The organism is Paracoccus sp. J39 (assembly GCF_000518925.1).
GTDB lineage: Bacteria > Pseudomonadota > Alphaproteobacteria > Rhodobacterales > Rhodobacteraceae > Paracoccus.
This window is the reverse complement of sequence record NZ_JAEN01000001.1, coordinates 123,408-146,955: the sequence shown is the minus strand read 5'-3', so window position 1 is coordinate 146,955 and position 23,548 is coordinate 123,408. Positions and strand designations below refer to the sequence as shown.

Here is a 23,548-nt window from a genome sequence, read left to right as displayed (position 1 = left end):
GCTTTGTGATCGCGGGGACGGGGTATAGGCTTTGCCCCGGAAACCAGCGCGAACGGGGGACGGATGGCGACAGAGGTGACGGCCGCCGCCGGGGCGGCGGCACATGGCGGCGGGGTGCCGCTGCTGAGCGTGGTCGTGCTGCTGGCGGCGGCGGTTCTGGCGGTGCCGCTGTTTCGCCGGATGGGGCTGGGCTCGGTGCTGGGCTATCTGGCGGCGGGACTGGCGATCGGGCCCTTCGGGCTGGGCTTTTTCCACGACCCGCAGGCGATCATCCATGTCGCCGAGCTGGGCGTGGTGCTGTTCCTGTTCGTGATCGGGCTGGAGATGCAGCCCTCGCGGCTTTGGGCGATGCGGGGCGAGATCTTCGTGCTGGGCCTTGCCCAGGTGCTGCTGGCCATCGCGGCGCTGACCTGCGTCGGGCTGGCGCTCGGCTTTCCGGTCGCCGCCAGCTTCGTCTCGGGGACCGGATTCGTGCTGACCTCGACCGCCATCGTCATGCAGATGCTGGCCGAGCGGGGCGAGATGGCGCTGCCCAAGGGCCGCCGCATCATCGCCATCCTGCTGTTCGAGGACCTGGCCATCGTGCCGCTGCTGGCGCTGGTCGCCTTTCTCGCGCCGGGAGGCGAGGAAGTGACCCTGCCCCAGCGCCTTCTGGGCATCGCCGTCGGGCTGGGCTGCATCGCCGTGCTGGTGGCGGCCGGGCGCTATCTGCTGAACCCGCTGTTCGGCCTGCTTGCCCGGTTCGGCGGGCGCGAGGTGATGGCCGCCGCCGCGCTTCTGGTGGTGCTGGGCGCGGCGCTGCTGATGCAATGGGGCGGGCTGTCCATGGCGATGGGCGCCTTCCTGGCCGGGGTGCTGCTGTCGGAATCCAGCTTCCGCCACCAGCTCGAGGCGGATGTCGAACCCTTTCGCGGCCTGCTGCTGGGCCTGTTCTTCCTGGGCGTCGGCATGGCGCTGGACCTGCGGATCATCGCCGCCAACTGGGCGCTGATCGCGATCTGCGTGCCGGCCTATATGCTGCTGAAGATGCTGGTGATCTATACCGTCGGCCGGGTGCTGCGCGCCAGCCGCGCCGAGGCGCTGGAGCGCGCGGTGCTGATGGCGCAGGGCGGCGAGTTCGCCTTCGTGCTGTATTCCAGCGCCATGCAGTTCGGCATCATCAGCGGCCAGGACAATGCCGTGCTGACCGCCATCGTCATCGTCTCGATGGTGCTGACGCCGCTGATGATCATCCTGCACGACCGGCTGGCGCCGAAACCCGCCCCCTCGCTCGACGGGGTCGAGGCGGCCGAGGGGCTGGAGGCGCGGGTGCTGATGATCGGCTTCGGCCGCATGGGCCAGATCGTCAGCCAGCCGCTGATCGCGCGCGGGCATTCCATCTCGATCATCGAAAGCGATCCGCAAACCATCCGCGATGCCGACGAATTCGGCTTCAAGGTCTGGTATGGCGACGGCGCGCGGCTGGACATCCTGCACGCCGCCGGGGCCGGCAATGCCAGCCTGATCGTCGCCGTGCCCGGCGACCGCCAGGCCACCACCCGCATCGTCGCGCTGGTCAAGCACGAATTCCCGCTGGTTCCGGTCATCGCCCGCGCCTTCGACCGCGAACATGCGCGGGAACTGGTCGAGGCCGGCGCCGACTATCAGCTGCGCGAGACGCTGGAAAGCGCCTTCGCCATGGGCCGCGAGGCGCTGCTGCAGCTTGGCGACGACCCGGACGAGGTCGAGGAGGTCATGGCCGAGATCCGCGGCCGCGACATGGAGCGGTTTCAGATGGAATGCGTCGGCGGCCTGTTCGCCGGCCGCGACCTGCTGCTCGGCAACCGCCGGGACTAGGCGCGGTCGATCTCGATCAGCCAGGCATCCGGGACCGGGCCAAGGGGCAGCGCCGCCTCGGGGCCTTCGCAGAACAGCGCATCGAGCGGCTCCAGCACCACGGTTTCGCCTGCGAAATCCAGCACCACCGGCGCGGTCGCCAGCAGCAGCCGCCATTCCGCCGCGCCCCCGTCCGCCTCGGTCGACCGCACCAGCCGATGCGTGAAGGCGCCGCGCCGGGTCATCACGTTCAGGTCGGTGATCGGCCCCGCCAGCAGCCGCGCCGAGCTCGGCACATCCGCCGGAAAGGCCAGCGGCTCGGCTTCCGGGGTCAGCCGCTGCGTGGGCTGCCCCTGCACCTGCAGCTCGATCCCCTCGCCGGTCAGCACCGCCAGCGTGCGGTCGATCTGCGGAAAGAGCGAGAAATCGCCGTCCTCGGTCACGCCCGCCATGCTGACGCGCCAGCCGAAATCGGCCAGACCCGCGCCTTCAGGGTAAACCGCGATCTCGACCGTCTCGCCGCGGCCGTTCTTCCACGGCATGCGGCGATGGTCGGCGGCTTTCAGGATGCGATGGCTCATGCGTCTCCTCCTCCTCTGGTTGCGGCACGGGGCCTAGATGCGCCGGCCCAGGACCTTGCCCACCACCGGCCCCAGCACGATGACGATGACCATGCGCAGCAGGTGATGGCTGACCACATAGGCCAGGTCCGCCCCGGCGATCAGCGCGATCACCACCATCTCGGCCTGCCCGCCCGGCAGGAAGGCCAGAAAGGCGTCGAGCCCCGGCGCCAGCCGCAGATGCACGATCACCTCGATGAAGACCAGGCTGATCGCGGCCAGCAGCAGCGCATAGACCAGCCCCGCCGTGACATGCAGCCGCAGCTCGCGCAGGGTGATGCCGGCATATTTCACCCCGACGGCGATGCCGATGAAGAATTGCGCGGCCTGGATCATCTCGGCCGGCGGGCGATGGGTGATCAGGCCCGACAGCGACAGCGCCGCCGTCAGCACCATCGGCCCCAGGATCGAGGCGCCGAAGACGCCCAGCCGCTCGGCCCCCTTCCAGCCCACCAGCCCGGCGGCGAGCATCAGCGCGATCTCGGCCGCGCCGGTGGCGCGCATCGGCGCGCCGGGCGGCTGCGACAGGTCCACGCCCCACCAGCCGGTCATGATCAGCGGCGCGACGGTGACGATCACCAGCACCCGCGTCGCATGGATCAGCGACAGCGCGCGGATGTCGCCCCCGGCCTCTTCGCCAAAGACCAGCATGTCCTGCAAGCCGCCGGGCATGGCGCCATACCAGGCCGTCGCATGGTCGAAGCCGAAGGCGCGGCGGAACAGCGGATAGCCGACCAGCGCGATCACGCCGATGAAGCCCGGCACGAACAGCAGCGATGCCGCCACATCCGGCAGCTCCGCCAGCACGCCGGGCGTGATCGAGGCACCGACCGCCACCCCCAGGATGGTGCGCATGAAGATGCCGAACTGGCCGGCCCCGGCCAGGGGCGCACCGGCCAGCGCCGCGATCAGGCAGGCCAGCATCGGCCCCAGCAGCATGGGCAGCGGCAGATGCAGCAGCAGGAAGGCCGCGCCGCCCAGGGCGGCCAGAACGAAGGTCAGGATACGGCGTTTCGGCAAGCTCATCGTCATTCCCGGCAGGCATCCGGCGCCCGCGCGCCGGCAGGCCGAATTGGCACGGCCCGCCGGGGAATGTCAAAGCGGCTCAGCCGATCCGCGCCAGGGCCGCGCCGAATCCCAGCACCTCGCCCTGCGCGGCGATGCGGGTCAGCTTGCCCGCGCGATGCGCCTCGATGCGGGTCTCCATCTTCATCGCCTCGATGACGGCGACGACCTGGCCCTGTTCGACCTCGGCCCCGTCCTCGGCCTGCCACAGCGTCAGCGTGCCGGGGACCGGGGCGGTCAGCAGCGCCTCATCCGCCTCGGACGCGGGTTGCGGGGCGGGTCCGCCGCCGCCCGCGGGCAGCGCCGAAAGCAGGTTCGCGGGCAGGCCCAGCACGTGCCGCTTGCCGTCGACCTCGACGGCAAGGCGCAGCAGCGGCGCCGGCGCGGCCGGCGCGACGCGGGCATGGGGGGCGACCGCCTCGGCCAGCGCCTCGGCGAAATCGGTCTCGATCCAGCGGGTATGGACGCGGAAATCCCCGTCCTCGGCGCGGAAATCCGGCTGGGCCAGCACGGCGCGGGCAAAGGGCAGCACCGAGGCCACGCCCTCGATGCGGAACTCGCGCAGCGCCCGTTCGGCGCGCTGCAGGGCCTCCTGCCGGGTCGCGCCGGTGACGATCAGCTTGGCCATCAGCGAATCGAAGCTGCCCGGCACCACCGAGCCCTGCGCCACGCCGCTATCCATGCGGATGCCCGGCCCCGAGGGCGCATCGAAGACCTCGACCGGCCCGGGAGTGGGGAGGAACCCCCGGGCCGGGTCTTCCGCATTGATGCGGAACTCGATGGCGTGGCCGCGCGGTTCGGGCACCGTCTCGTCGGCCAGCCTTGCGCCTTGCGCCACGCGGATCATGGCGCGCACCAGGTCGATGCCGGTGGTTTCCTCGGTCACCGGATGCTCGACCTGCAGCCGGGTGTTCACCTCCAGAAACGAGATCGTGCCATTGGCCGAGAGCAGGTATTCCACCGTCCCCGTCCCCGAATAGCCGGCATGGGCGCAGATGGCGCGGGCCGAGTCGTGGATGCGGGCGCGCTGCTCGTCGGTCAGGAAGGGCGCCGGCGCTTCCTCGACCAGTTTCTGGTTGCGGCGCTGCAGGGAACAGTCGCGGGTGCCGATCACCTTGACGGTGCCGTGCTTGTCGGCCAGCACCTGCGCCTCGACATGGCGCGGACGGTCGAGGAACTGCTCGATGAAGCATTCGCCACGGCCGAAGGCGGTCAGCGCCTCGCGGGTGGCGGATTCGAACAGCTCCTCGACCTCCTCCAGCCGCCAGGCGACCTTCATGCCGCGCCCGCCGCCGCCGAAAGCGGCCTTGATGGCGATGGGCAGGCCATGCTGCTTGGCGAAAGCCAGCGCCTCGGCGGCGCTTTCGACCGGCCCGGGGGTGCCGGCGACCAGCGGCGCGCCGACGGCCTCGGCGATGCGGCGGGCCTCGATCTTGTCGCCCAGAGCCTCGATCACCTTGGGATCGGGGCCGATCCAGATCAGCCCGGCATCCTGCACCGCCTGCGCGAATTCGGCACGCTCGGACAGGAAGCCATAGCCCGGATGGATGGCGTCGGCCCCCGCCGCCTGGGCGATGGCGATGATCTTGCCGGCATCCAGATAGGTCTCGGCGGGCTTGTCGCCCCCCAGAGCGCGCGCCTGGTCGGCCATGCGCACGAAGATCGCGTCGCGGTCGGCATCGGCATAGACGGCGACGCTTTCGATACCCTCGTCGCGGCAGGCGCGGATCACGCGGACGGCGATCTCGCCCCGGTTGGCGATCAGCAGGCGGCGGATGGGGCGGGTGGGGCCGGTGGCAAAGATGGTCATGCGGGCCTCTCTGGCGTGATGGGGGCGAAATCGGCGCTGGCGGTAAAGCGGATGCGGGCACCGGGCGGGATCTGCCCGGCCAGGTCCAGCGCCTCGGGGCGCAGGGTGGCGATGACCGGATAGCCGCCGGTCAGCGGATGGTCGGCCAGGAACAGCACCGGCTGGCCGGAATGCGGGATCTGGATGGCGCCGGTCTCGGTCCCTTCCGAGGGCAGCTCGGTCGCATCCTCGCGCGTCACCGCATCGCCCTGCAGGCGGATGCCGACGCGCGAGCTTTGCGGCGTCACCAGCCATTCCTGTGTCAGGAAATGCCGGACCATCTCGGGCGTGAACCAGTCGGTGCGGGGGCCGAGCGTCACCGGCAGCTCGACCAGATCGCCGGGTTTCGGCAAGGCGGGTTCGGCTTCCGCGGCGGCAGCAGCGACGGCGGGACGGTTCGCAGGGGCAAGCACCGCGCCCGCCGTGATCGGCCCCGGCCCGACATGGGCCAGCGTATCGGTGGCGGCCGAGCCCAGGACCGGCGCGACCCGGAACCCGCCGCGCAGGGCGAGATAGCTGCGCATGCCCGCGCCGGGCGGGTCGATGGCGATCTCGTCGCCCGCATCGACGGCGAAGGCCGCGCCGCGTGGCACGGCATGGCCGGCGATGCTGGCCTGCGCCGCACCGGTCAGGGCCAGAGTCATCGGCTGGTCGGCTTGCAGGCGGACGGGGCCCAGCGTGATCTCCAGCACCGGCGCGTCCGAAGGGTTGCCGACGGCGCGATTGGCCCGGCGCGCCGCGCCCATGTCCAGCGCGCCCGAGGCCGAGACACCCTGCCCGCCCTGCCCCGGCCGCCCCTCGTCCTGAAAGACGATGGGAAAGGCGGTGGACAGCACGCGCAGGCCCTGCTGGGGCTGCGATTGCGGGACGGCGGCCGAGGCGTGGACCTCGGCCCTGCGCGCGACAAAGCGGCAGCGCACGCCGGGGCGCAGCAGCGCCGGCGGGTCGCGGGACAGGTCCCACATCGGCACCTCGGTGCGGCCGATCAGCTGCCAGCCACCCGGGGTCTCCTGCGGATAGACGCCACAGAAGCGCCCGGCCAGCGCCACCGAACCCGCCGGGATGCGGGTGCGCGGCGCCGGGCGGCGCGGCAGGTCGAAGCGGGCATCGTCGCAGGTCATATAGGCGAAACCGGGCGCGAAGCCGCAGAAGGCCACCTGCCAGGTGGTGTCCTGATGGGCGGCGATCACCTCGGCCGCGGTCACGCCCATATGGGCCGCGACATCGGCCAGATCCTCGCCGTCATAGGTCACGGGCAGTTCGACCGTCTCGCTGGCGCGCGCATTGGGCGGCGTGCCGGGGGCGGGCTGGCGGGCGAGGACCGCGCCGGCCAACCGCGCGTCGGCGGCGGTGCCCGGCGCGGTGCGGATCATCAGCGTGCGGGCGGCCGGGACGATTTCGGCCACGCCGGGCACCGGATCGGCCACGAGCGCGTCGAACAGCGCCAGCGTCTGGTCCAGGTCGTCCAGTTCCGCCAGCAGGGTCCGGGGTCCGATGGGCAGGAAGCGCATGGTCACACCTGCCAATGCGTGTCGGGCACGTCGGTGATGAACATGTAGCCCGGCGCATGGGTGATGGCGAAGGGCGGTTTCGACGCCATCAGCGCCGCCTGCGGGGTCACGCCGCAGGCCCAGAACACCGGCACCTCGCCCGGCCGGATCGGCACCGGGTCGCCGAAATCGGGACGCGACAGGTCGGCAATGCCCAGGGCCTCGGGCGCGCCGATATGCACCGGGGCGCCGTGAACCGCCGGCGTGCGGCCCGAGATCATCGCCGCCTCGGCCACCCGCCCCGCCGGGATCGGCCGCATCGAGACCACCATCTTGCCATGCAGCCGCCCCGCCGGCCGGCAGTCGCGGTCGGTCAGGAACATCGGCACGTTGCAGCCTTCGGCGATGTGGCGGATCTCGATCCCGGCCTGTTGCAGGGGCGTCTCGAAGGTAAACGAGCAGCCGATCAGGAAGGTCACCAGATCGGGATGCTCGGCCCAGGCCGCGCTGGCGTCGGGGGTCTCCTCGGCCAGCACGCCGTCGCGCCAGATGCGATAAAGCGGGATGTCGGTCCTCAGGTCGGCATCCGGCGCAAGCGCGGTGCGGGGACTGCCGGGATCGGTCACGTCCAGCACCGGGCAGGGCTTGGGGTTGCGCTGCGCGTAAAGCAGGAAATCCCAGGCCCAGTCCTTGGGCAGCGAGATCATGTTGCACTGGGTGAAGCCCGGCGCCATGCCCGCCGTGGGACGGGGCGCGCCTTCGCGGCAGGCCAGCCGGGCGGCGCGGGCGGAGGCGGGATCGGGCAGCAGGGTCATGCCGCGCCCCCCGCAGCCGGGGCGATGGAGACGCCGCCCGCCAGCAGCACCTCGCGGATGCGGGCGGCCATGGCGACGGCGCCGGGGCTGTCGCCATGCACGCAGATGCTGTCGGCCTGCAGGCGCAGGGTCGAGCCGTCCGCCGCCTCGATCTCGCCCTCGGTCGCCAGCCGCAGCATGCGGGCGGCGACGGCCTCGGGGTCGTGCAGCACCGCGCCGGCCTCGCGGCGCGAGACCAGCTGGCCGTCGGGACGATAGGCGCGGTCGGCGAAGGCCTCGGCAATGGTGGGCAAGCCGGCCTCGGCCGCTTGCCGCAGGATCTGCGTCCCGGCCAGGCCCATCATGGCCAACCCCGGATCGACGGCCTTGATGCCCTCGATCACCGCCGCGCCCTGTTTCGGGTCCACGGCGATGGTGTTGTAAAGCGCGCCATGCGGCTTGACATAGCTGACGCGGGTGCCGGCGCTGGCGCAGATGCCTTGCAGCGCCCCGATCTGATAGATCACATCCGCGACCAGCTCGGCATGGGTCACGTCCATCGGCCGGCGGCCGAAGCCCACCCGGTCGGGATAGGAGACATGCGCGCCCACCGCCACGCCCCGCGCCGCCGCCTCGCGCACGGTGGCCAGGATGGTCAGCGGGTCGCCGGCATGAAAGCCGCAGGCGATGTTGGCCGAGCTGACGATGCCCAGCATGGTGGCGTCGTCGCCCATCTTCCAGGCGCCATAGCCCTCGCCCAGGTCGCTGTTCAGGTCGATGTTGCGGGTCATGTGTTCCTCCGGGACGTTGGGGCGGCGGGCCCGCGAGGGGCCTGCCGCGATCATGGCTCAGGCGGCCAGGAAGGCAAAGATCGGGCCGATGGAGTTGAAGCCCATATACCAGGTCAGCGCACAAACCACGGCGCTGGCGATCAGCAGCGGGCGGTTATAGACATGCCCGCCCATCAGGTCGGCCCGCGCGAAGCCGACATAGGTAAAGATGGTCAGGCCGATGGGCAGGATCAGCCCGTTGAAGCCGCCGACGAAGACCAGGATGGCGGCCGGCGCGGTGCCCAGCGACAGATAGACCGCCAGCGAGATGGCGATGAAGATCACCGTGGCGATGTTGCGGTCGCGGTCGCCCATGGTGCGGAAGGCGACCAGGAAGCTGACCGAGGTGTAGGCCGCGCCGATGACCGAGGTGACGGCGGCGGCCCAGAAGATCAGGCCAAAGATGCGCATGCCCCATTCGCCCAGCACCACGGCGAAGGCCTGCGCGGCGGGGTTCGCGGCCTGCCCGGACAGGTCCAGCGTCACGCCCGAGGCGACGACGCCCAGGATGGCCAGGAACAGGATGAAGCGCATGACGCCCGTGACCGCGATCCCGGTCAGCGAGGCGCGGGTGACGGCGGCGAGGTTCTGCTCGCCCACCAGCCCCTTGTCGAGCAGCCGGTGCGCGCCGGAATAGGTGATGTAGCCGCCGACCGTGCCGCCGACGATGGTGGTGATGGTGGCGAAATCGACGATCTCGGGCAGCACCATCTGCCGCATCGCATCGCCGACCGGCGGGTTCGAGACCAAGGCGACGACCAGCGTCATGCCGATCATCAGCAGGCCCAGCCCGATCAGCGAACGGTCGAGCAGCAGCCCGGCCCGGCGCGACAGGAAGATGCCGATGGCCAGCGCCGCCGACAGCGCGCCGCCGATCTTGGGGTCCAGCCCGAACATGGCATTGAGGCCCAGCCCCGCCCCGGCGATGTTGCCGATGTTGAAGGCCAGCCCGCCGACCAGCACCAGCACCGCCAGCAGATAGCCCGCGCCGGGAATCGCCGCGTTCGCGGTGTCCGAGGCGTTGCGCCGGGTCAGCGCGGTGATGCGCCAGATATTCAGCTGCACCACGAAGTCGATCACGATCGAGGCGAGGATGGCAAAGGCGAAGGCGGCGCCCAGCTTTGCCGTGAAGGTCGCGGTCTGGGTGATGAAGCCCGGCCCGATGGCCGAAGTCGCCATCAGGAAGATCGCCGCCATGAAACCGCCGCGCGCGGCAGCCGAGGCGGCAGAGGGGGAGGTGACGGATTCGGCCATCGGTCTGCTCCTGCTGCAAGGGTGGAGTGCGTCTTGGGAATAGCTCGACTGTGAATTCAACAAGACAATCCGTCAACGATAATTTGACATGTATGATTAAATTGTTGAACAACATGCCTGCAAAGCAGGGATAATCTGCCCGGATCATCGGCAGTTCCGGCCCGTCCTGCCCGCTCGGGTGGCGGCCACCGTCCCTTCAGGATGCCGAAAACCGGACGAATCGGCGCGGGCCGCCTTGCCTTGCCCCCGGCCTCTCGGCCAAGATCGGCCGATCCGCGAAACCGCACCGACGCCCTGACGACATCCGCCCCCATGACCAAGGAACCTGCCGCGATGGCGGAAGCCCGCGAAACCGCCCCCAGCCCCGCCGCGAGCCTCGCCGAAGGCATCGCCGCCCGGCTGCGCGACCAGGTCACCGGCGGCGCGCTGGTGCCCGGCCAACGCCTGTCCGAGGCCCGGCTGGCGGCCGAGCTGGACATCTCGCGCAATACGCTGCGCGAGGTGTTCCGCCTGCTCACGCGCGAGGGCATCCTGCGGCACGAGCCGAACCGGGGCGTCTTCGTCGCCGTGCCCTCGATGGCCTCGATCCTGGACATCTACCGGGTGCGGCGGCTGATCGAGGTGCCGGCCCTGGCCCAAGCCTGGCCCGGCCATGCCGCCGTGGCCCGGATGCGCGCCGCCGTCGCGCGGGCCGAGGCGCTGCAGGCGATCCCCGACTGGCGCGGCGTCGGCAGCGCCAATATGGAATTCCACGCCGCCATCGTGGCGCTGACCGACAGCCCGCGGCTGATCCAGTTCTTCACCCAGATCATTGCCGAGCTGCGGCTGGCCTTCGGCCTGCTGGACAGCCCCGAGCTGCTGCACCGCCCCTATATCTCGCGCAATGCCGAGATTCTGGGCAGGCTGGAGGCCGGCGACCCGGCCGGCGCCGCCCGCATGCTGGAGGATTACCTGACCCAGTCCGAGCGCGCCGTGCTGGAGGCCTTTGCCCGGCTGGGCTGACGGCGCCGCAGGTCAGCCCTACCGGGGACTTGCGCCCTGCCCGTTCCTGCGACAATTAAGCACATCGGAAGCCCGTTTTCCGGGCAGGCGCGAAGGACAGATCAGATGACCAGACCGGCCGGGGCCGTGCTGCACCAGATCACGCAGGCCCTCGGCCCGGCGATCGCGCCCGGCTCGCCGCGCGAGGCCCTGCGGGCGGGGATCGGCGCGCTGGTGGGGCTGGGCGTCTCGGGCCTGTTCCTGCTGTCTCCGGCGACCGACCTGCGGCTGGGGCTTTACATGATCGCGCCCTTCGGCGCGACCTCGGTGCTGGTCTTCGCGGTGCCGAACAGCCCGCTGGCGCAACCCTGGTCGGCGGTGGTCGGCAACGGCGTCGCCGCGGCCGTCGGGGTGCTGGCCTGCATGATGACGCCCAACGCGGCGCTTTGCGTCGCGCTGGCGGTGGGCATCACCATCACCGCGATGATCCTTTTGCGCGCCGTGCATCCGCCCGCCGGCGCGGTCGCCATGACCGCCGCGCTGAACCCCGAGGCGATCCGCGAGCTCGGCTTCCACTTCGTGCTGGCGCCGGTGCTGGTCGGCACGCTGGCCCTGGTCGGCCTGGCGATGATCTATGCGCGGCTGACCGGGCGGCGCTATCCCTTCCGCCAGTTCGACGAGCCGGGGCCGCATGGCACCGCCGACCATCCGGCGATGGAGCGGCTGGGCCTGTCCAAGGACGAGCTGACCGAGATCCTACAACGCTATCGCCAGTCGCTGAACCTGGGCGTCGAGGACCTTGCCCGGCTGATCGGCGCCGCGGAATTGCAGGCCGCCACCCACCGCACCGGACCGCTGACCGCAGCGGACGTGATGTCGCGGGACCTGGTCACCGTCGGCCCGCAGACCCGGCTGGTGCGCGTCGCCGACATCTTCCGCAGGCACGGCTTCACCTCGCTTCCGGTGGTCGAGAACGGCGACCGGTTCCTGGGCGTGATCTTCCAGCTGCACCTGATCCGCCGCGCCCGCGACGACGCCTTTCGCCACGACCGGCGGTTTTCCGTCGCCATGTCGGACCTGCTGAACCCCAGGCGCGGCATGCCGACCCGCGCGCGAGAGATCATGCAGACCGACCCGCCGCATGTCGCGCCCGATACCCCCATCGGGGCGCTGCTGCCGATGCTGGCCTCGGGCGAATGCGACGCGGTGCCGGTGCTGGACGGGCCGCGCATCGTCGGCATCGTCACCCAGACCGACCTGATCTCGGCCCTGGCCCGCCAGAGCCTGCGGCAGGACCTGCCGGCACCCTGATCCCGCCCGGACATGCCGATAACGACAGGCCGCGCCGCATTGCAGAAAGCGGCCCGGCAGGGATAGGTTTCCCTGACCGGAACAACCCTGGGGGAATCATGACCCGTCCCACGCTCGGCGCCGTGGCGATCGGCCGCAACGAGGGCGAGCGGCTGAAAGCCTGCCTGCGCTCTCTGGTGCCGCTTTGCGAGCGGGTGGTCTATGTGGACAGCGGCTCGCGCGACGACAGCGTCGGTTTCGCCCGCAGCCTGGGCGTCACCGTGGTCGAGCTGGACAGCTCGGTTCCCTTTACCGCCGCCCGCGCCCGCAATGCCGGGTTCGACGCGCTGCTGGCCGGCGGCACGCTGGACCTGGTGCAATTCGTCGACGGCGACTGCCGGGTCGAGCCCGGCTGGCTGGAGGCCGGTATCGCCGCCATGCAGGACGACCCCGGGCTGGGCCTCGTCACCGGCTGGCGCTCCGAGATCCACCCCACGGCCACGGTCTACAACCAGATGTGCGAGGTGGACTGGCACCGGCCCGCCGGCCCGATCGTGGCCTGCGGCGGCGACATGATGGTGCGCGTCGCGGCTTTCCGCGAGATCGGCGGCTTCGACCCGGCGGTGATCGCGGCCGAGGACGACGAATTCTGCCTGCGCCTGGGCAAGGCCGGCTGGAAGCTGCAGCGCCTGCCGGTGCAGATGACCTGGCACGATGCCGACATGACCCGCTTTTCCCAATGGTGGCAGCGCACCATCCGCAACGGCCACGGCTTCGCGCAGGTGGGCCGCATGCACCCGCCGCATTTCCGGCGCGAGCAGGTGCGGGTCTGGGTCTATGGGCTGGCGCTGCCGCTGCTTTTCCTGCTGGGGCTGTTTACCAGCCTCTGGCTTTCGCTGGCGGTGCTGGGGCTTTACGCATTGTCCTTCTGGAAGACCCTCAAGGGGCTGAAGGGCCGGCCGATGGCGGCAGGGCAGGCCGCGCTGCTGACGCTGGCCAAGATCCCTAACCTTTTGGGAATGATGACTTACCACCGGCGCCGCCGCAAGGGCGACGCCATGCGTATTATCGAGTATAAATAGGAGTTTTTCATGACCTCGGACCTGCGCGTCGGCATTGTCGGGGCCGGCTACATCGCCTCGTGGCATGCCGATGCGATCAAGGCCGCGCCGGGCGCGCGGCTGGTCGCGATCTGCGACCCCGCCATCGACGCGGCCGAGGCGCTGGCCGCCAGCCATGGCGTCGCCGCCTTTGCCGACCTGGACCAGATGATCGCCGCCGGGGTCTGCGATGTGGTGCATATCCTGACGCCGCCGAACCTGCATCGCGACCTGGCGGTGAAATGCCTGGGCGCGGGCCTGCATGTGCTGGTCGAGAAGCCGGTGGCGCTGTCCGTCGCCGAGATCGACGAGATGGAGGCCGCGGCCCGGGCCGCCGGCCGCCAGCTGGGCGCCTGCCACAACTTTCTGGGCCTGCCCGGCTACGGCCGGCTCAAGCAGGCGGTGCAGGCGGGCGATCTGGGCCTGGTCTCGGCCGCGCAGATCAACTGGGCGCTGCCCTTGGTGCCCCTGCGCTCGGGGCCTTACGGGCTGTGGATGCTGCGGCAGACGCAGAACCTGCTGCTGGAGCTTGGCGCGCATCCCTTCTCGTTCGCGGTGGACCTGTTCGGCCCGCTGGAGGTCGAGCATGTCAGCCTGGGCCAATGGATCACCCTGCCCGGCGGCGAAGAGCGGCCGCAAAGCTGGCGCATCCTGGCCCGCGCCGGCAAGGTGGACGTGACCATCGCCCTGTCGCTGGTCGAGACCTTCGACGACCGTTCGGTCAGCTTGCGCGGCTCCTCGGGCATGGCGCGGCTGGACTATGCGGCGGATGCGCTGGTGGTCACGCGCGACAACACCGCCGATCTGGTGCTGAACCCGCTGATCAAGGAACTGTCCCGCGCCGGGGCGCATCTGCGCGAGGGGCTGCGCAACGCCTTCCGCCAGGCCGCCTCGCTGAACCAGAAAAGCCCCTATGGGCTGAGCTTCCGCGCCACCATCGCCGCCTTCTACGACGGTATCCGCGCCGGGCAACCCGACCCGCGCCTTGCGCCCGCCTCGGCCCGGGCGGTGATGCAGGGGATCGAGGATGCGCTGGTCAGCCTGCCCGCCCTGCCTCCGGTCCCGGCTCGGCCCGTGGGCACGCCGCGGCCGCGCGTCATGGTGATCGGCGGCACCGGCTTCATCGGCCGCAACCTGACCCGGCGGCTGGTCCAGCGCGGCCACGACGTGCGGGTGCTGTCGCGCGGCCGCAACGGTCCCTTTCCCGACATCGCCGACCATGTCGAGACGCTGGCCGTGTCGCTGCGCGACGAGGACGGGCTGGCCCAGGCCATGCAGGGCATGGATTGCGTCTTCAACCTGGCGAAATCCACCGACAAGAGCTGGCAGGCGGCGCTGGAAAACGACGTGGCCACGACCGAGCGCATCGGCCGCGCCGCGATCCGCGCCGGCATCGGGCGGCTGGTCCATACCGGCACCATCGCCTCATACGACATGTCCGACCCGGCCCGCGCCATCACCGAGGCCAGCGATTTCGGCCAGATGGACAGCCGCAACATCTATGCCCGGTCCAAGGCCGAGGGCGAGCGCCGGCTGATCGCGATGCAGGCGCAGGGGTTGCGGCTGGTGATCGCACGGCCCGGCATCGTGCTGGGCGACGGCGGGCCCCTGCAGCATTGGGGCATCGGCCGCTGGCACGGGGCGGGGGCGGTGCGGCTGTGGGGCAATGGCCGCAACATCCTGCCCTTCGTGCTGGCCGACGACGTCTCGGACGGGCTGATCGCGATGATGGAGCGCGACGAGGCCATCGGCGAAAGCTTCAACCTGATCGGCGAGCCGATGTTTTCCGGCCGCGACTATTTCGACGCCATCCACCGCCGCACCGGGGCGCGGCTGAAGGTCAGCGGCTCGAACCTGACCGCGCTTTGGGCGGTCGATGCGGTCAAGCAGGGGCTGAAGCGCCATGCCCTGCGCAAGAAGGGCGCGGCGCCCGCCTCGCTGGCGGACTGGAAGTCGCGCGGGCACCTGTCGCGTTTCGACAATGCCAAACCCAAGCGCCTGCTGGGCTGGGCGCCCGAGGCCGACCGCGACGCCTTCTGGCGCCGCGCCATCGACGAGGCGCATCTGTTCTGGTGATCAGATCAGCCCGTCCAGCAGCAGGAAGCCCGGCAGCCAGCCGGTAAAGATCCCGGCCAGCAGCGTGACCCAGGCGGTCTGTCGCTGGATCGGGCGGCCAAGCGCCAGCAGCAGGAAATACAGGAACCACAGCACGCCCCAGACGGCCCAATTCGCCGCCAGCCAAAGCTCGGTCGCGGTCGCGGCTTCGGCCAGCCCGCGCAGGAACACCGGCACGGTCGTCACCGCGACGAACAGGCTGAACCAGCCCAGGCCGCGCCCGTCCGCGCCGCTGAACCGGTTATAGGCGACCCACAGATAGGTGGTGCAGAACAAGAGGCTCAGCGCGCCGTTGCGGATGCTGGCGGCGCCGGCCCCGGCGCCGAAGGCGTCGTGCAGCACTGCCGCGCCCGAAACCAGCGCGGTGACGATGTTGATGACGACGATCTCGCGATCGGCGATCCGGCCCATCAGCCAGAGGCCGTTGAGAAACAGCACGGCGCCGACATAGAACAGCACAAACCCGGTAAGCATTGGACCTCCTGCGCAAGCCTGACCGCGGATCGGGCAATTGCCCGGAATGCGATCAGCCATGCCTGCCAAGAGGGCAGAATCGCCGCCGGATCAATGGGAATGTTTTCAACGATCCGTAAAAGCAGAATTCGGCTTCCGTGCGGGTCAGAGGCCGGTCAGCGGCTCGGCGCTGACCACTTCCCAGACCAGCTCCTGCATGCGCCGCGCCAGCTCGGGCGAGGGGGCCTCGGCCGGATTGCCATCGGCGCGCAGCAACTGATGCGGCAGCCCGACCGGGCTTTTGCCGTAAAGCACCGCGTAATGCGTCAACGCCACCAGATAGGAGCCCAGGTCGTTCGGATGGATGCTGTCCAGCGAACCGTCGGGATTGCGGGCGAACAGGTCCTCGCGCGAGGTCATCTCGGCGATGCCGCCCTTGCCCTCGGCCTCGGCCACCAGCCGGGCCATGACCTGCCCCACGGGGATCAACCAGACCGGCCTGTCGGCAGCGCGGGCGGCGGGCCACAGCAGGGCGGGCTTCCACATCGTCTCCAGGTCGTCGGGCAGGCGCGACAGCCAGTCCGGCTGGTCGTCCAGCGCGTGCCAGCTTTCGTAAAGGAAGATCTGCGCTTCGGGATTGGCCGCCGCCGCCTCGGCCGCCCATTTCCCGGCATAGAGGCGGCTTTCCTTGTATTGGATCGCGTCCTGCAGCCGCACCATCTCGGTCATGACGAAGGCGTCGTAATCGCCGCTTTGCAGTGCCTCATGCGCCTCGCGGTGGCGGGGGGTGGCGTTTTCCTGCTCGTAGCCGTTGATCGCGTCGGGGCCCTGGAAATGCTCGCGCAGCGCCGTGCCCCAGCCCAGCTGCAGCGCGTAATCGTGCCCCTGCCCGGCCAGTTGCGCCAGCATCGCCGGCATGTCGCGCCCGACCAGGCTGTGGCCCAGGTGATAGACCCGCAGCGGTCCCTGCGGCAGCGCCCGGCCCGCTTGGTAAAGCGCCTGCACATCGGCGCCGTCATCCGGCACCGCCCCGGCCCTTTGCGCATGGCGCCAGTAGAACAGCGCCGCAAGCGCGACGACGACCAGCAGGGCAAGCAGGTAACGCATGTCCATCCCTCGTTCCGAACCACGGGATCAGGGATAGCAAAAAGGCCGCCGCCCCGAAAGGCGGCGGCCGACAGGCTTTTCAGGCAGTGCTTATGCCTCGACCGCGTGGTTCTTGCGGTTCCAGCGGATCGAGGACCAGAACGAGATGCCGATCAGCGTCGCGCCGCCCAGGCCGGTGATGACCTCGGGGATATGCACCAAGGGCTGCACGAACATGATCACCGACAGCGCGATGATGGCGTAGAAGGCGCCGTGTTCCAGGAAGCGGTATTCGGCCAGCGTGCCGCGCTCGACCAGCATGATGGTCATCGAGCGNTGCTGGTTGCTGGTTGCTGGTTGCTGGTTGCTGGTTGCTGGTTGCTGGTTGCTGGTTGCTGGTTGCTGGTTGCTGGTTGCTGGTTGCTGGTTGCTAAGAGCATTCCAACCGCGCGAATGCCGTCAAGACTTGGCGCCCCCCGGGTCATCGGCGAGGAAAGGCCGAGCAAGGCGCCCGCTCCAGCATGGCGCTTCAGGTCGGGACACCGGGAAATCCGGGGCCCGAGACGGGCGTGGCTGAACCGCCGCAGCCGCGGCCTCCGGATGGCGGACCGGCAGCCGGATCATCTTCCGGCGATGCGCGGGACCGCGCGCCCGGATCGTCAGGAAGGCCTTGGCGGAAAGTTCGCCAGCCCCGCGCCCGCCCTAGGCCGCCAGCCAGGTGCCGACGCAGACGCCCCGCGCCCCTCGCCAGGCTCGCCGAGCCCTTGCCGTCAGGCGCGCTGTGGCGAGAAGCTCAGGCCAGCATCCCGGGATCGTCGCCAAGCTCGAGGCCCGGGAAGATCGTGCGCTCCAGCCGGTCGCGCTCGATCCCGAACAGCCCGTGCATGGCCCAGCCGGCATAGGCGCGGATGTCGCGCATGGGCATCAGATCGCGCTCGGCGTAAAGCTGACCCTCGCCCAGCCCCGGCCAGTCGCCATAGCCGCGCCCGCCGCGGATCACGCCCCCCGCCATCAGCAGGGCGCCGCCGGTGCCGTGATCGGTGCCGCCCGAGCCGTTCTCGCGCACCGTGCGGCCGAATTCGGTCATGGCCAGCACCGTGGTCCGGCCCCAGTTCGGCCCCAGCCCCTCGCGCAGCTTCAGGATCGCCGCGGCCAGCCGGTCCAGCGCCCGGCCCAGCACCGCCGGCTGGTTGGCATGGCTGTCCCAGCCGGGGATCGAGAAGGCGGCGATGCGGCTTTCGCCATTCAGCCGGCTGGCCGCAAAGGCCGCCAGCGCCTGGGCATCGGCGGTCGGCCCCTGCATCTTGCCGACATCATCCGAGGTCTCGGCACCGATCTGCACCGCATCCCGCGCCGCGTCGCGAAACAGCGGGTCGTCGTGATAGACATGCTCCAGCAGCGTCTGCGCCTGCGCCGACAGGGTCAGCGCGGCGCGGGGCGCCCAGCTCAGATGCGCCGCCTCGCCCGCCAGGATCCGCATCTGCTCGACGCCCACGGAATAGGCGGTCTCGGCCTTGGCGCCGGGCGTGGCCTGCAAGAGCCGGTTCAGCCAGCCGCCGATGCGGCGGTCCACCGGCAGGTCGTTGCCGGTCCCGGCCTCCAGCACGTCCTGGCCGTCGAAATGGCTGCGCTTGTCGCGATAGGGGGTCGAGACCGCATGCGCGAAGGCCAGCTCGCCTGCCTGCCACAAGGGCAGGAGCGGCTCGAGCCGCGGATGCAGCGCATAAAAGCCGTCGAGGTCCAGCGCGCCGTTTTCCGGCCCCACCGAGAGCTCGCGACGCAGCTTGCGCAGCATCGGGTCGCCATAGGGCTGGATCGCGTCCAGCCCGTCCATGGCGCCGCGCAGGATGATGACCACCAGCCGGTTCTCGCCCGGCAGCGCCGCGAAGGTCATCGAGTTCAGGAAGGGATGCGCCGCGGCCGAGCAGCCGATCAGCGCCGCGCTTTTCAGAAACAGGCGTCGGTCCAGTGTCAGCATCCGTCGCTCCTATCGCCGGTTGAAATCGCCCGAGGCGAGGATCAGCGCCACGCCTTCGGCCGCGCTTTCCGCCTTGGGCACCGCCCAGGCCAGTTCCGCCGATTGCGTGCCGCCGAAGGCCGAGACCAGCATCTCGCGCGGGTCGGGCAGTTCGTCCAGCAGCATGCGGGGAATGCGCAGCGACCAGTTGATGCGCGCGGCCAGGGTCTGCGGCGCGATCCAGGCCCCGGCCTCTTCCGGCCAGCCGTCCGGTCCCTTGGGCTGGCCCCAGGGCTGGCCCATGGCCTCGATCGGCGTCCAGAGCGCCCGGCGCAGGACCGGAATGTCGAGCCCCGCGACCTGTTCGCCGCGGATGCCCAAGGCCCGCAGCCCGGCCACGGCCAGGTCGAAGGGCTGGCGCACCTTCTGCCGCAGGGACGAGGCAAGCTCGGGATGGCTGACCAGCACGCGATAGACCTGGGGCAGATCGCCGCCGCTGTCGCGCCAGACCGCCGCCATGGCGTCGACCAGATCCTCGGACGGCGTGTCCGAGACGAAATGCACCGCCAGCTTGCGCGACAGGTGCCGCGCCGTGTCGGGGTGACGGGCGATGTCGCGAAAGGCGGCGCGGATGTCCTCGAGCCCGCCGCGCCGGCCACTGCCATAGGACTTGCCCAGCACGGTTTCGGCACCCGGCTCCGCCCAGACGGCCTTGAAGGCGAAGCCCTCCTTGTAGGAAAAGCTCAGCCCGGTCAGCAGCTCGGCCAGCTCGCGCACGTCCTTCTGGTCGTAGCCGGCGCCCACGCCCAGCGAATGCAGCTCCAGCGCCTCGCGGGCGAGGTTTTCGTTCAGGCCCAGATGGCGCGCCGGCCGGTTCCTGACAAAGGGCGAATTCGGGCCCCGGCTCGAGATCTGGTCCAGATAGATCAGCATCATCGGATGGGTGTCGGCGGCGAAGAACATGTCCTCGAACCGGCCGTTCACATGCGGGCGGATCGCCTCGTCCACGAAGGCCATGGCCAGCCCGTTGGCGACCTTGTTGAGCGGGCGCACGGTGAAATGGTCGCTCCAGAACTGCACCAGCCTTTCGCCGAAGCCGACCGGATCGTCGACGGCGCGCGCCACCCGGCGCTGCAGGTCCTGGAAGGGCAGCCGCATCAGCCCGTGGTTGGCCTGCTGGAACTCTTTCTCCTGCGCCTCGCCCTCGCGCCGAAGCGGGGCGGCGGCGCGGAAGCGGTTGGCCATGTCCATCGCGCTTTCGGTGGTCATCGCCTGCGGCCCGGGGCCGGTCTGGGCGGCGCTGGCCAGCACCGCTTCGGCATCGGCGGGCGCGGGCATTCGCGGCGACAGGCCAAAACCCAGGCGGATCGCCGCCAGCTCGGGAAATCCAAAGCTCATGCAATCATCCTTGCGGACATCCTCGCGGGGGAAATCGCCCCCATGCGCAAGGTATGGCATGATCGCGGCCGAAGGTCAGTTCACGCTTTCTTCAGATGCGGCGCTGCGGCAAGGCGCCGCCGAACCGTCACTCGCGTGGCAGCACGCGCAGGCGCAATTCGCGCAGCTGCTCGTTCGTCGGCTCGCTGGGGGCGCCCATCATCAGGTCCTCGGCGCGCTGGTTCATCGGGAACATGATGACCTCGCGGATGTTCGCCTCGTCGGCCAGCAGCATCACGATGCGGTCGATCCCCGCCGCGCAGCCGCCATGCGGCGGCGCGCCGTAGCGGAAAGCCTTGACCATGCCGCCGAAACGCTTCTCGACCTCGTCGCGGCCATAGCCGGCCAGTTCGAAGGCCCGGAACATGATTTCCGGCCGGTGGTTGCGGATGGCGCCCGAGACCAACTCATAGCCGTTGCAGGCCAGGTCGTATTGATAGCCCTTGACCGCAAGCGGGTCGCCCTCCAGCGCCTCGAGCCCGCCCTGCGGCATCGAGAACGGGTTGTGGCTGAAGTCGATGCGGCCGTCCTCGCCCTTCTCATACATGGGAAAATCGACGATCCAGGCGAATTTGAACTGGTTCTCGTCGGTCAGGCCCAGTTCGCGGCCGATCTCGTTGCGGGCGCGGCCGGCGACGGCCTCGAAAGCCTCGGGCTTGCCGCCCAGGAAGAAGGCGGCGTCACCCTCGCCCAGGCCCAGCTGCAGGCGGATCGCCTCGGTCTTGTCATGGCCAAGCGCCTTGGCGATGGGGCCGGCGGCCTCGGTCGAGCCGTCCTCGGCCTTGCGCCAGAAGATATACCCCATCCCCGGCAGGCCCTGCTGTTGCGCGAAGGCGTTCATGCGGTCGGCGAACTTGCGCGAGCCGCCGGTGGGCGCCGGAATGGCGCGGACCTCGGTGCCCTCCTGCTCCAGCAGCTTCGCGAAGATGCCGAAGCCCGAGCCGCGGAAATGGTCGCTGACCACCTGCATCTCGATCGGGTTGCGCAGGTCGGGCTTGTCGGAGCCGTATTTCAGCATCGCCTCGGCATAGGGGATGCGGGGCCAGGTCGCATCGACGGGGCGGCCACCGCCGAATTCCTCGAACAGGCCCTGGATCACCGGCTGGATGGCGCGGAACACGTCCTCCTGCTCGACGAAGGACATCTCCATGTCAAGCTGGTAGAAATCGGTGGGCGAGCGGTCGGCGCGCGGGTCCTCGTCGCGGAAGCAGGGCGCGATCTGGAAATACTTGTCGAAGCCCGCGACCATGATCAGCTGCTTGAACTGCTGCGGCGCCTGCGGCAGGGCGTAGAACTTGCCCGGATGCAGCCGCGAGGGCACCAGGAAGTCGCGCGCGCCTTCGGGCGAGCTGGCGGTGATGATCGGGGTCTGGAACTCGGTGAAGCCCTGCTGCCACATGGCGTCCCGCAGCCATTTCACCACGCGCGAGCGCAGCATGATGTTGTTGTGCAGGCTTTCGCGGCGCAGGTCGAGGAAGCGATAGGCCAGCCGCGTCTCCTCGGGATAGTCCTGGTCGCCGAAGACCGGCAGGGGCAGGTCGTCCGAGGCGCCCAGAACCTCCATCGCGGTGGCATAGACCTCGATCTCGCCGGTGGGCAGCTTGGGGTTGACCAGGCTCGGGTCGCGCAGCTTCACCCGGCCGTCGATGCGGATCACCGTCTCGGCGCGCAGCTTTTCCAGCGCCGCAAAGGCGGGGCTGTCGCTGTCGGCGATCACCTGGGTGATGCCGTAATGGTCGCGCAGGTCGATGAACAGCACGCCGCCATGGTCGCGGACCCGGTGGACCCAGCCGGACAGACGGACTTCGGACCCGGCGGCAGCGGCGGTCAGCTCGCCGCAGGTATGGCTGCGATAGGCGCTCATCGTTTTTCCCCTTGCGTATCGGCCACGCATGAACCGCGCCGCGCGGGGGAAGTCAAGCAATCAGAACGGCCGCACCACGTTGCCGGTGTAGAAATAGACCCCCATCCCCACCGCGAAAAGCACGTTGCCCGCCACCGCATGCAAGACCCAGGCCGAGGGGAAGCCCCGCTCCAGATAGGCGCGGGCAAAGACCCAGCCGCCGACGAAGGTCAGGGCCGCGACCACCCAGGACCAATACATCAGATGCGCGAAGGAAAACACCGCCGCGTTCAGCGCGATCGCCCCCTGTCCCGCCGGCAGCAGCACGGCATAGCGGTGGAAGAACAGCGGGCGGAAGATCAGCTCTTGCGGCAGGGCCGAGAGAACGGGGTAGAAGACCCAGATCACCAGCAGGAATTCTGGCCGGTTGCGCACGATCTGGAAGATCGAATTCGGGCTGCTGAACCACAGGATCGCCAGCCCCGCCAGCAGGGTGGCCGTGGCGATGGCCAGGACCTCGTGCCAGGGAAGCCGGCTCCAGCCGCGCACCAGGCTGTGCCAGTGAAAGCCGCCGGTGCGCCACAACAGGCCCAGCCCGGCAAGGCTGAAGACCGCCAGCGCCTCGAACAGCAGGTGGCCCGGCAGGAACAGCGCGATGACCAGCGGCGCCCCCAGATAGAGCGCCGCGAATTCGGCCCAGAGAAGGCCGCGCTCTATTGCAGCCGTCGGTTCAGCCATATCCGCCACTGGGCGGGCGAGCCCGCAAACACGTTCAGGTCCACGTTCCCCCTGATTCCCGGCACGATTCCGGTCCCGGTATATTGCCAGAAACTGTAGGGCTGGCCAGGATAGACGATGCGCGGATGGCCGGCAACCGAGCGCAGCCAGAACTCCTCGGGCCAGGAGCCGAGGTTGTTGTCGCGGTAGAAGTCCACCGTGGTGTAGATGATCGGCCGCTGGCCATAGTGCCGGTGCAGGATGTCCTTGAAGATCCTGGCCTCGCGCAGCACCTCGTGGCTGGGCGGGCGATGCGGGCAGGTCTTGGAGGCGGTCCATTCCAGGTCCAGCACCGGCGGCATGGCGCCGCGTTCCTTGGGCACGTTGGCGATGAACCAGGCGGCCTGCTGCGCCCCCGAGCGGCAGAAATAGAAGTAATGATAGGCGCCGCGCGGGATGCGGGCCTGTCCCGCCTCGTACCAGTAGCGGCGGAAGTTCGGATCGGCGTGGTCGCCGCCCTCGGTCGCCTTGATGAAGGCGAAGCTGATGCCGGCATTGCGCACCCGGTGCCAGTCGATGTCGCCCTGCCAGCGCGAGACGTCGATGCCGTGGACCAGGTGATCATAGGGATGGCCGCCGACCCAGGGATGCGGCGCGCTGTCGCCGAATTGCGGCCCCCGTCCCTGCCCCGCCATCACCGCCGGCCCGCTGGATGGCCCGCGCGCGCAGGCGGCCAGCGCGACCAGCGCCAGCACCGTCAAAATCTTGCCCAGAAGTTTCATGTCTGCCCTCTGCCCCGCGCCGTTCCGACGCTCTGCCCTGGCGCCTGTGTTCGGCGCTTCCCGCCCTTAT

General features: G+C 70.0%; 19 protein-coding genes and 1 pseudogene. 5 read left to right on the top strand and 15 right to left on the bottom strand.

What is annotated here, in order from left to right; genetic code table 11:
- Positions 1-63: 63 nt before the first annotated feature.
- On the top strand, positions 64-1,836 hold the full coding sequence (locus tag L632_RS0100715) for a monovalent cation:proton antiporter-2 (CPA2) family protein (protein WP_028711529.1): 1,773 nt from the start codon (positions 64-66) through the stop codon (positions 1,834-1,836).
- On the opposite strand, the gene L632_RS0100710 is transcribed toward L632_RS0100715, so the two are convergent.
- The 7 genes from L632_RS0100710 to L632_RS0100680 form a co-directional block, all read right to left on the bottom strand.
- The gene (locus L632_RS0100710; protein WP_028711530.1) at positions 1,833-2,396 is read right to left on the bottom strand and encodes a HutD family protein; all 564 of its coding nucleotides are present in this window, start codon (positions 2,394-2,396) and stop codon (positions 1,833-1,835) included. The genes L632_RS0100715 and L632_RS0100710 overlap by 4 nt on opposite strands.
- A gap of 33 nt (positions 2,397-2,429) precedes the next feature.
- Entirely contained in the window at positions 2,430-3,461 is a 1,032-nt protein-coding gene (locus tag L632_RS0100705) for an AbrB family transcriptional regulator (protein WP_028716166.1), read from the bottom strand.
- Positions 3,462-3,540: 79 nt separating this feature from the next.
- Positions 3,541-5,310 carry a biotin carboxylase N-terminal domain-containing protein gene (locus tag L632_RS0100700; RefSeq protein ID WP_156933611.1) on the bottom strand — a complete coding sequence of 590 codons (1,770 nt, stop codon included), beginning with the start codon at positions 5,308-5,310 and terminating at the stop codon, positions 3,541-3,543.
- On the bottom strand, positions 5,307-6,860 hold the full coding sequence (locus L632_RS0100695; RefSeq protein ID WP_036696954.1) for an urea amidolyase family protein: 1,554 nt from the start codon (positions 6,858-6,860) through the stop codon (positions 5,307-5,309). Before L632_RS0100695 ends, L632_RS0100700 begins: the two co-directional genes overlap by 4 nt.
- Before the next feature lie 2 nt (positions 6,861-6,862).
- A complete protein-coding gene (locus L632_RS0100690) occupies positions 6,863-7,654 on the bottom strand; it encodes a putative hydro-lyase (protein WP_028711534.1) in 792 nt (263 codons plus the stop codon).
- Positions 7,651-8,424 (bottom strand): LamB/YcsF family protein, encoded by a 774-nt coding sequence (locus L632_RS0100685; RefSeq protein WP_028716164.1) that lies wholly within the window; start codon positions 8,422-8,424, stop codon positions 7,651-7,653. Before L632_RS0100685 ends, L632_RS0100690 begins: the two co-directional genes overlap by 4 nt.
- A gap of 57 nt (positions 8,425-8,481) precedes the next feature.
- Entirely contained in the window at positions 8,482-9,717 is a 1,236-nt protein-coding gene (locus L632_RS0100680) for an NRAMP family divalent metal transporter (RefSeq protein ID WP_028716163.1), read from the bottom strand.
- A 333-nt stretch (positions 9,718-10,050) separates the two neighbouring features.
- On the opposite strand from L632_RS0100680, the gene L632_RS0100675 reads away from it, so the two are divergent.
- The 4 genes from L632_RS0100675 to L632_RS0100660 all read left to right on the top strand — a co-directional run bounded on the left by L632_RS0100675 (position 10,051) and on the right by L632_RS0100660 (position 15,164).
- On the top strand, positions 10,051-10,719 hold the full coding sequence (locus tag L632_RS0100675) for a GntR family transcriptional regulator (RefSeq protein ID WP_028716162.1): 669 nt from the start codon (positions 10,051-10,053) through the stop codon (positions 10,717-10,719).
- A 105-nt stretch (positions 10,720-10,824) separates the two neighbouring features.
- Positions 10,825-12,009, top strand: a complete 1,185-nt coding sequence (locus tag L632_RS0100670; RefSeq protein WP_028711538.1) for an HPP family protein — start codon at positions 10,825-10,827, stop codon at positions 12,007-12,009.
- A 98-nt stretch (positions 12,010-12,107) separates the two neighbouring features.
- A complete protein-coding gene (locus L632_RS0100665; protein WP_028716161.1) occupies positions 12,108-13,070 on the top strand; it encodes a glycosyltransferase family 2 protein in 963 nt (320 codons plus the stop codon).
- A gap of 9 nt (positions 13,071-13,079) precedes the next feature.
- The gene (locus L632_RS0100660) at positions 13,080-15,164 is read left to right on the top strand and encodes an NAD-dependent epimerase/dehydratase family protein (RefSeq protein ID WP_028716160.1); all 2,085 of its coding nucleotides are present in this window, start codon (positions 13,080-13,082) and stop codon (positions 15,162-15,164) included.
- On the opposite strand, the gene L632_RS0100655 is transcribed toward L632_RS0100660, so the two are convergent.
- From L632_RS0100655 to L632_RS21795, 8 genes and pseudogenes are all read right to left on the bottom strand, one after another.
- The gene (locus L632_RS0100655; RefSeq protein ID WP_028711541.1) at positions 15,165-15,677 is read right to left on the bottom strand and encodes an AmiS/UreI family transporter; all 513 of its coding nucleotides are present in this window, start codon (positions 15,675-15,677) and stop codon (positions 15,165-15,167) included.
- Between the two features lie 144 nt (positions 15,678-15,821).
- Positions 15,822-16,763 carry a hypothetical protein gene (locus L632_RS0100650; protein WP_028716159.1) on the bottom strand — a complete coding sequence of 314 codons (942 nt, stop codon included), beginning with the start codon at positions 16,761-16,763 and terminating at the stop codon, positions 15,822-15,824.
- Positions 16,764-16,853: 90 nt separating this feature from the next.
- Positions 16,854-17,078: pseudogene (locus tag L632_RS0100645) on the bottom strand (DUF475 domain-containing protein); the annotation flags it as partial.
- Positions 17,079-17,535: 457 nt separating this feature from the next.
- Positions 17,536-18,720: a DUF1501 domain-containing protein gene (locus L632_RS0100640; RefSeq protein ID WP_028712000.1), complete on the bottom strand. Its 1,185-nt coding sequence runs from the start codon at positions 18,718-18,720 to the stop codon at positions 17,536-17,538.
- A gap of 9 nt (positions 18,721-18,729) precedes the next feature.
- The gene (locus tag L632_RS0100635; RefSeq protein ID WP_028716157.1) at positions 18,730-20,097 is read right to left on the bottom strand and encodes a DUF1800 family protein; all 1,368 of its coding nucleotides are present in this window, start codon (positions 20,095-20,097) and stop codon (positions 18,730-18,732) included.
- A gap of 127 nt (positions 20,098-20,224) precedes the next feature.
- Positions 20,225-22,000, bottom strand: coding sequence for an aspartate--tRNA ligase (gene aspS, locus L632_RS0100630; RefSeq protein WP_028711998.1), 1,776 nt, complete (start codon positions 21,998-22,000; stop codon positions 20,225-20,227).
- Positions 22,001-22,060: 60 nt separating this feature from the next.
- Positions 22,061-22,717: a type II CAAX prenyl endopeptidase Rce1 family protein gene (locus tag L632_RS0100625; protein WP_028711997.1), complete on the bottom strand. Its 657-nt coding sequence runs from the start codon at positions 22,715-22,717 to the stop codon at positions 22,061-22,063.
- Positions 22,693-23,478 carry a GH25 family lysozyme gene (locus tag L632_RS21795; RefSeq protein WP_036696951.1) on the bottom strand — a complete coding sequence of 262 codons (786 nt, stop codon included), beginning with the start codon at positions 23,476-23,478 and terminating at the stop codon, positions 22,693-22,695. Before L632_RS21795 ends, L632_RS0100625 begins: the two co-directional genes overlap by 25 nt.
- Positions 23,479-23,548 lie beyond the last annotated feature (70 nt).

Coding starts and splice junctions, on each gene's coding strand:
- L632_RS0100625 (WP_028711997.1), bottom strand. CDS start 22,717: ATGGCTGAACCGACGGCTGCAATAGAGCGCGGCCTTCTCTGGGCCGAA.
- L632_RS0100660 (WP_028716160.1), top strand. CDS start 13,080: ATGACCTCGGACCTGCGCGTCGGCATTGTCGGGGCCGGCTACATCGCC.
- L632_RS0100695 (WP_036696954.1), bottom strand. CDS start 6,860: ATGCGCTTCCTGCCCATCGGACCCCGGACCCTGCTGGCGGAACTGGAC.
- L632_RS0100680 (WP_028716163.1), bottom strand. CDS start 9,717: ATGGCCGAATCCGTCACCTCCCCCTCTGCCGCCTCGGCTGCCGCGCGC.
- L632_RS0100640 (WP_028712000.1), bottom strand. CDS start 18,720: ATGCTGACACTGGACCGACGCCTGTTTCTGAAAAGCGCGGCGCTGATC.
- L632_RS0100710 (WP_028711530.1), bottom strand. CDS start 2,396: ATGAGCCATCGCATCCTGAAAGCCGCCGACCATCGCCGCATGCCGTGG.
- L632_RS0100650 (WP_028716159.1), bottom strand. CDS start 16,763: ATGCGTTACCTGCTTGCCCTGCTGGTCGTCGTCGCGCTTGCGGCGCTG.
- aspS (WP_028711998.1), bottom strand. CDS start 22,000: ATGAGCGCCTATCGCAGCCATACCTGCGGCGAGCTGACCGCCGCTGCC.
- L632_RS21795 (WP_036696951.1), bottom strand. CDS start 23,478: ATGAAACTTCTGGGCAAGATTTTGACGGTGCTGGCGCTGGTCGCGCTG.
- L632_RS0100675 (WP_028716162.1), top strand. CDS start 10,051: ATGGCGGAAGCCCGCGAAACCGCCCCCAGCCCCGCCGCGAGCCTCGCC.
- L632_RS0100715 (WP_028711529.1), top strand. CDS start 64: ATGGCGACAGAGGTGACGGCCGCCGCCGGGGCGGCGGCACATGGCGGC.
- L632_RS0100690 (WP_028711534.1), bottom strand. CDS start 7,654: ATGACCCTGCTGCCCGATCCCGCCTCCGCCCGCGCCGCCCGGCTGGCC.
- L632_RS0100655 (WP_028711541.1), bottom strand. CDS start 15,677: ATGCTTACCGGGTTTGTGCTGTTCTATGTCGGCGCCGTGCTGTTTCTC.
- L632_RS0100685 (WP_028716164.1), bottom strand. CDS start 8,424: ATGACCCGCAACATCGACCTGAACAGCGACCTGGGCGAGGGCTATGGC.
- L632_RS0100635 (WP_028716157.1), bottom strand. CDS start 20,097: ATGAGCTTTGGATTTCCCGAGCTGGCGGCGATCCGCCTGGGTTTTGGC.
- L632_RS0100665 (WP_028716161.1), top strand. CDS start 12,108: ATGACCCGTCCCACGCTCGGCGCCGTGGCGATCGGCCGCAACGAGGGC.
- L632_RS0100670 (WP_028711538.1), top strand. CDS start 10,825: ATGACCAGACCGGCCGGGGCCGTGCTGCACCAGATCACGCAGGCCCTC.
- L632_RS0100705 (WP_028716166.1), bottom strand. CDS start 3,461: ATGAGCTTGCCGAAACGCCGTATCCTGACCTTCGTTCTGGCCGCCCTG.
- L632_RS0100700 (WP_156933611.1), bottom strand. CDS start 5,310: ATGACCATCTTTGCCACCGGCCCCACCCGCCCCATCCGCCGCCTGCTG.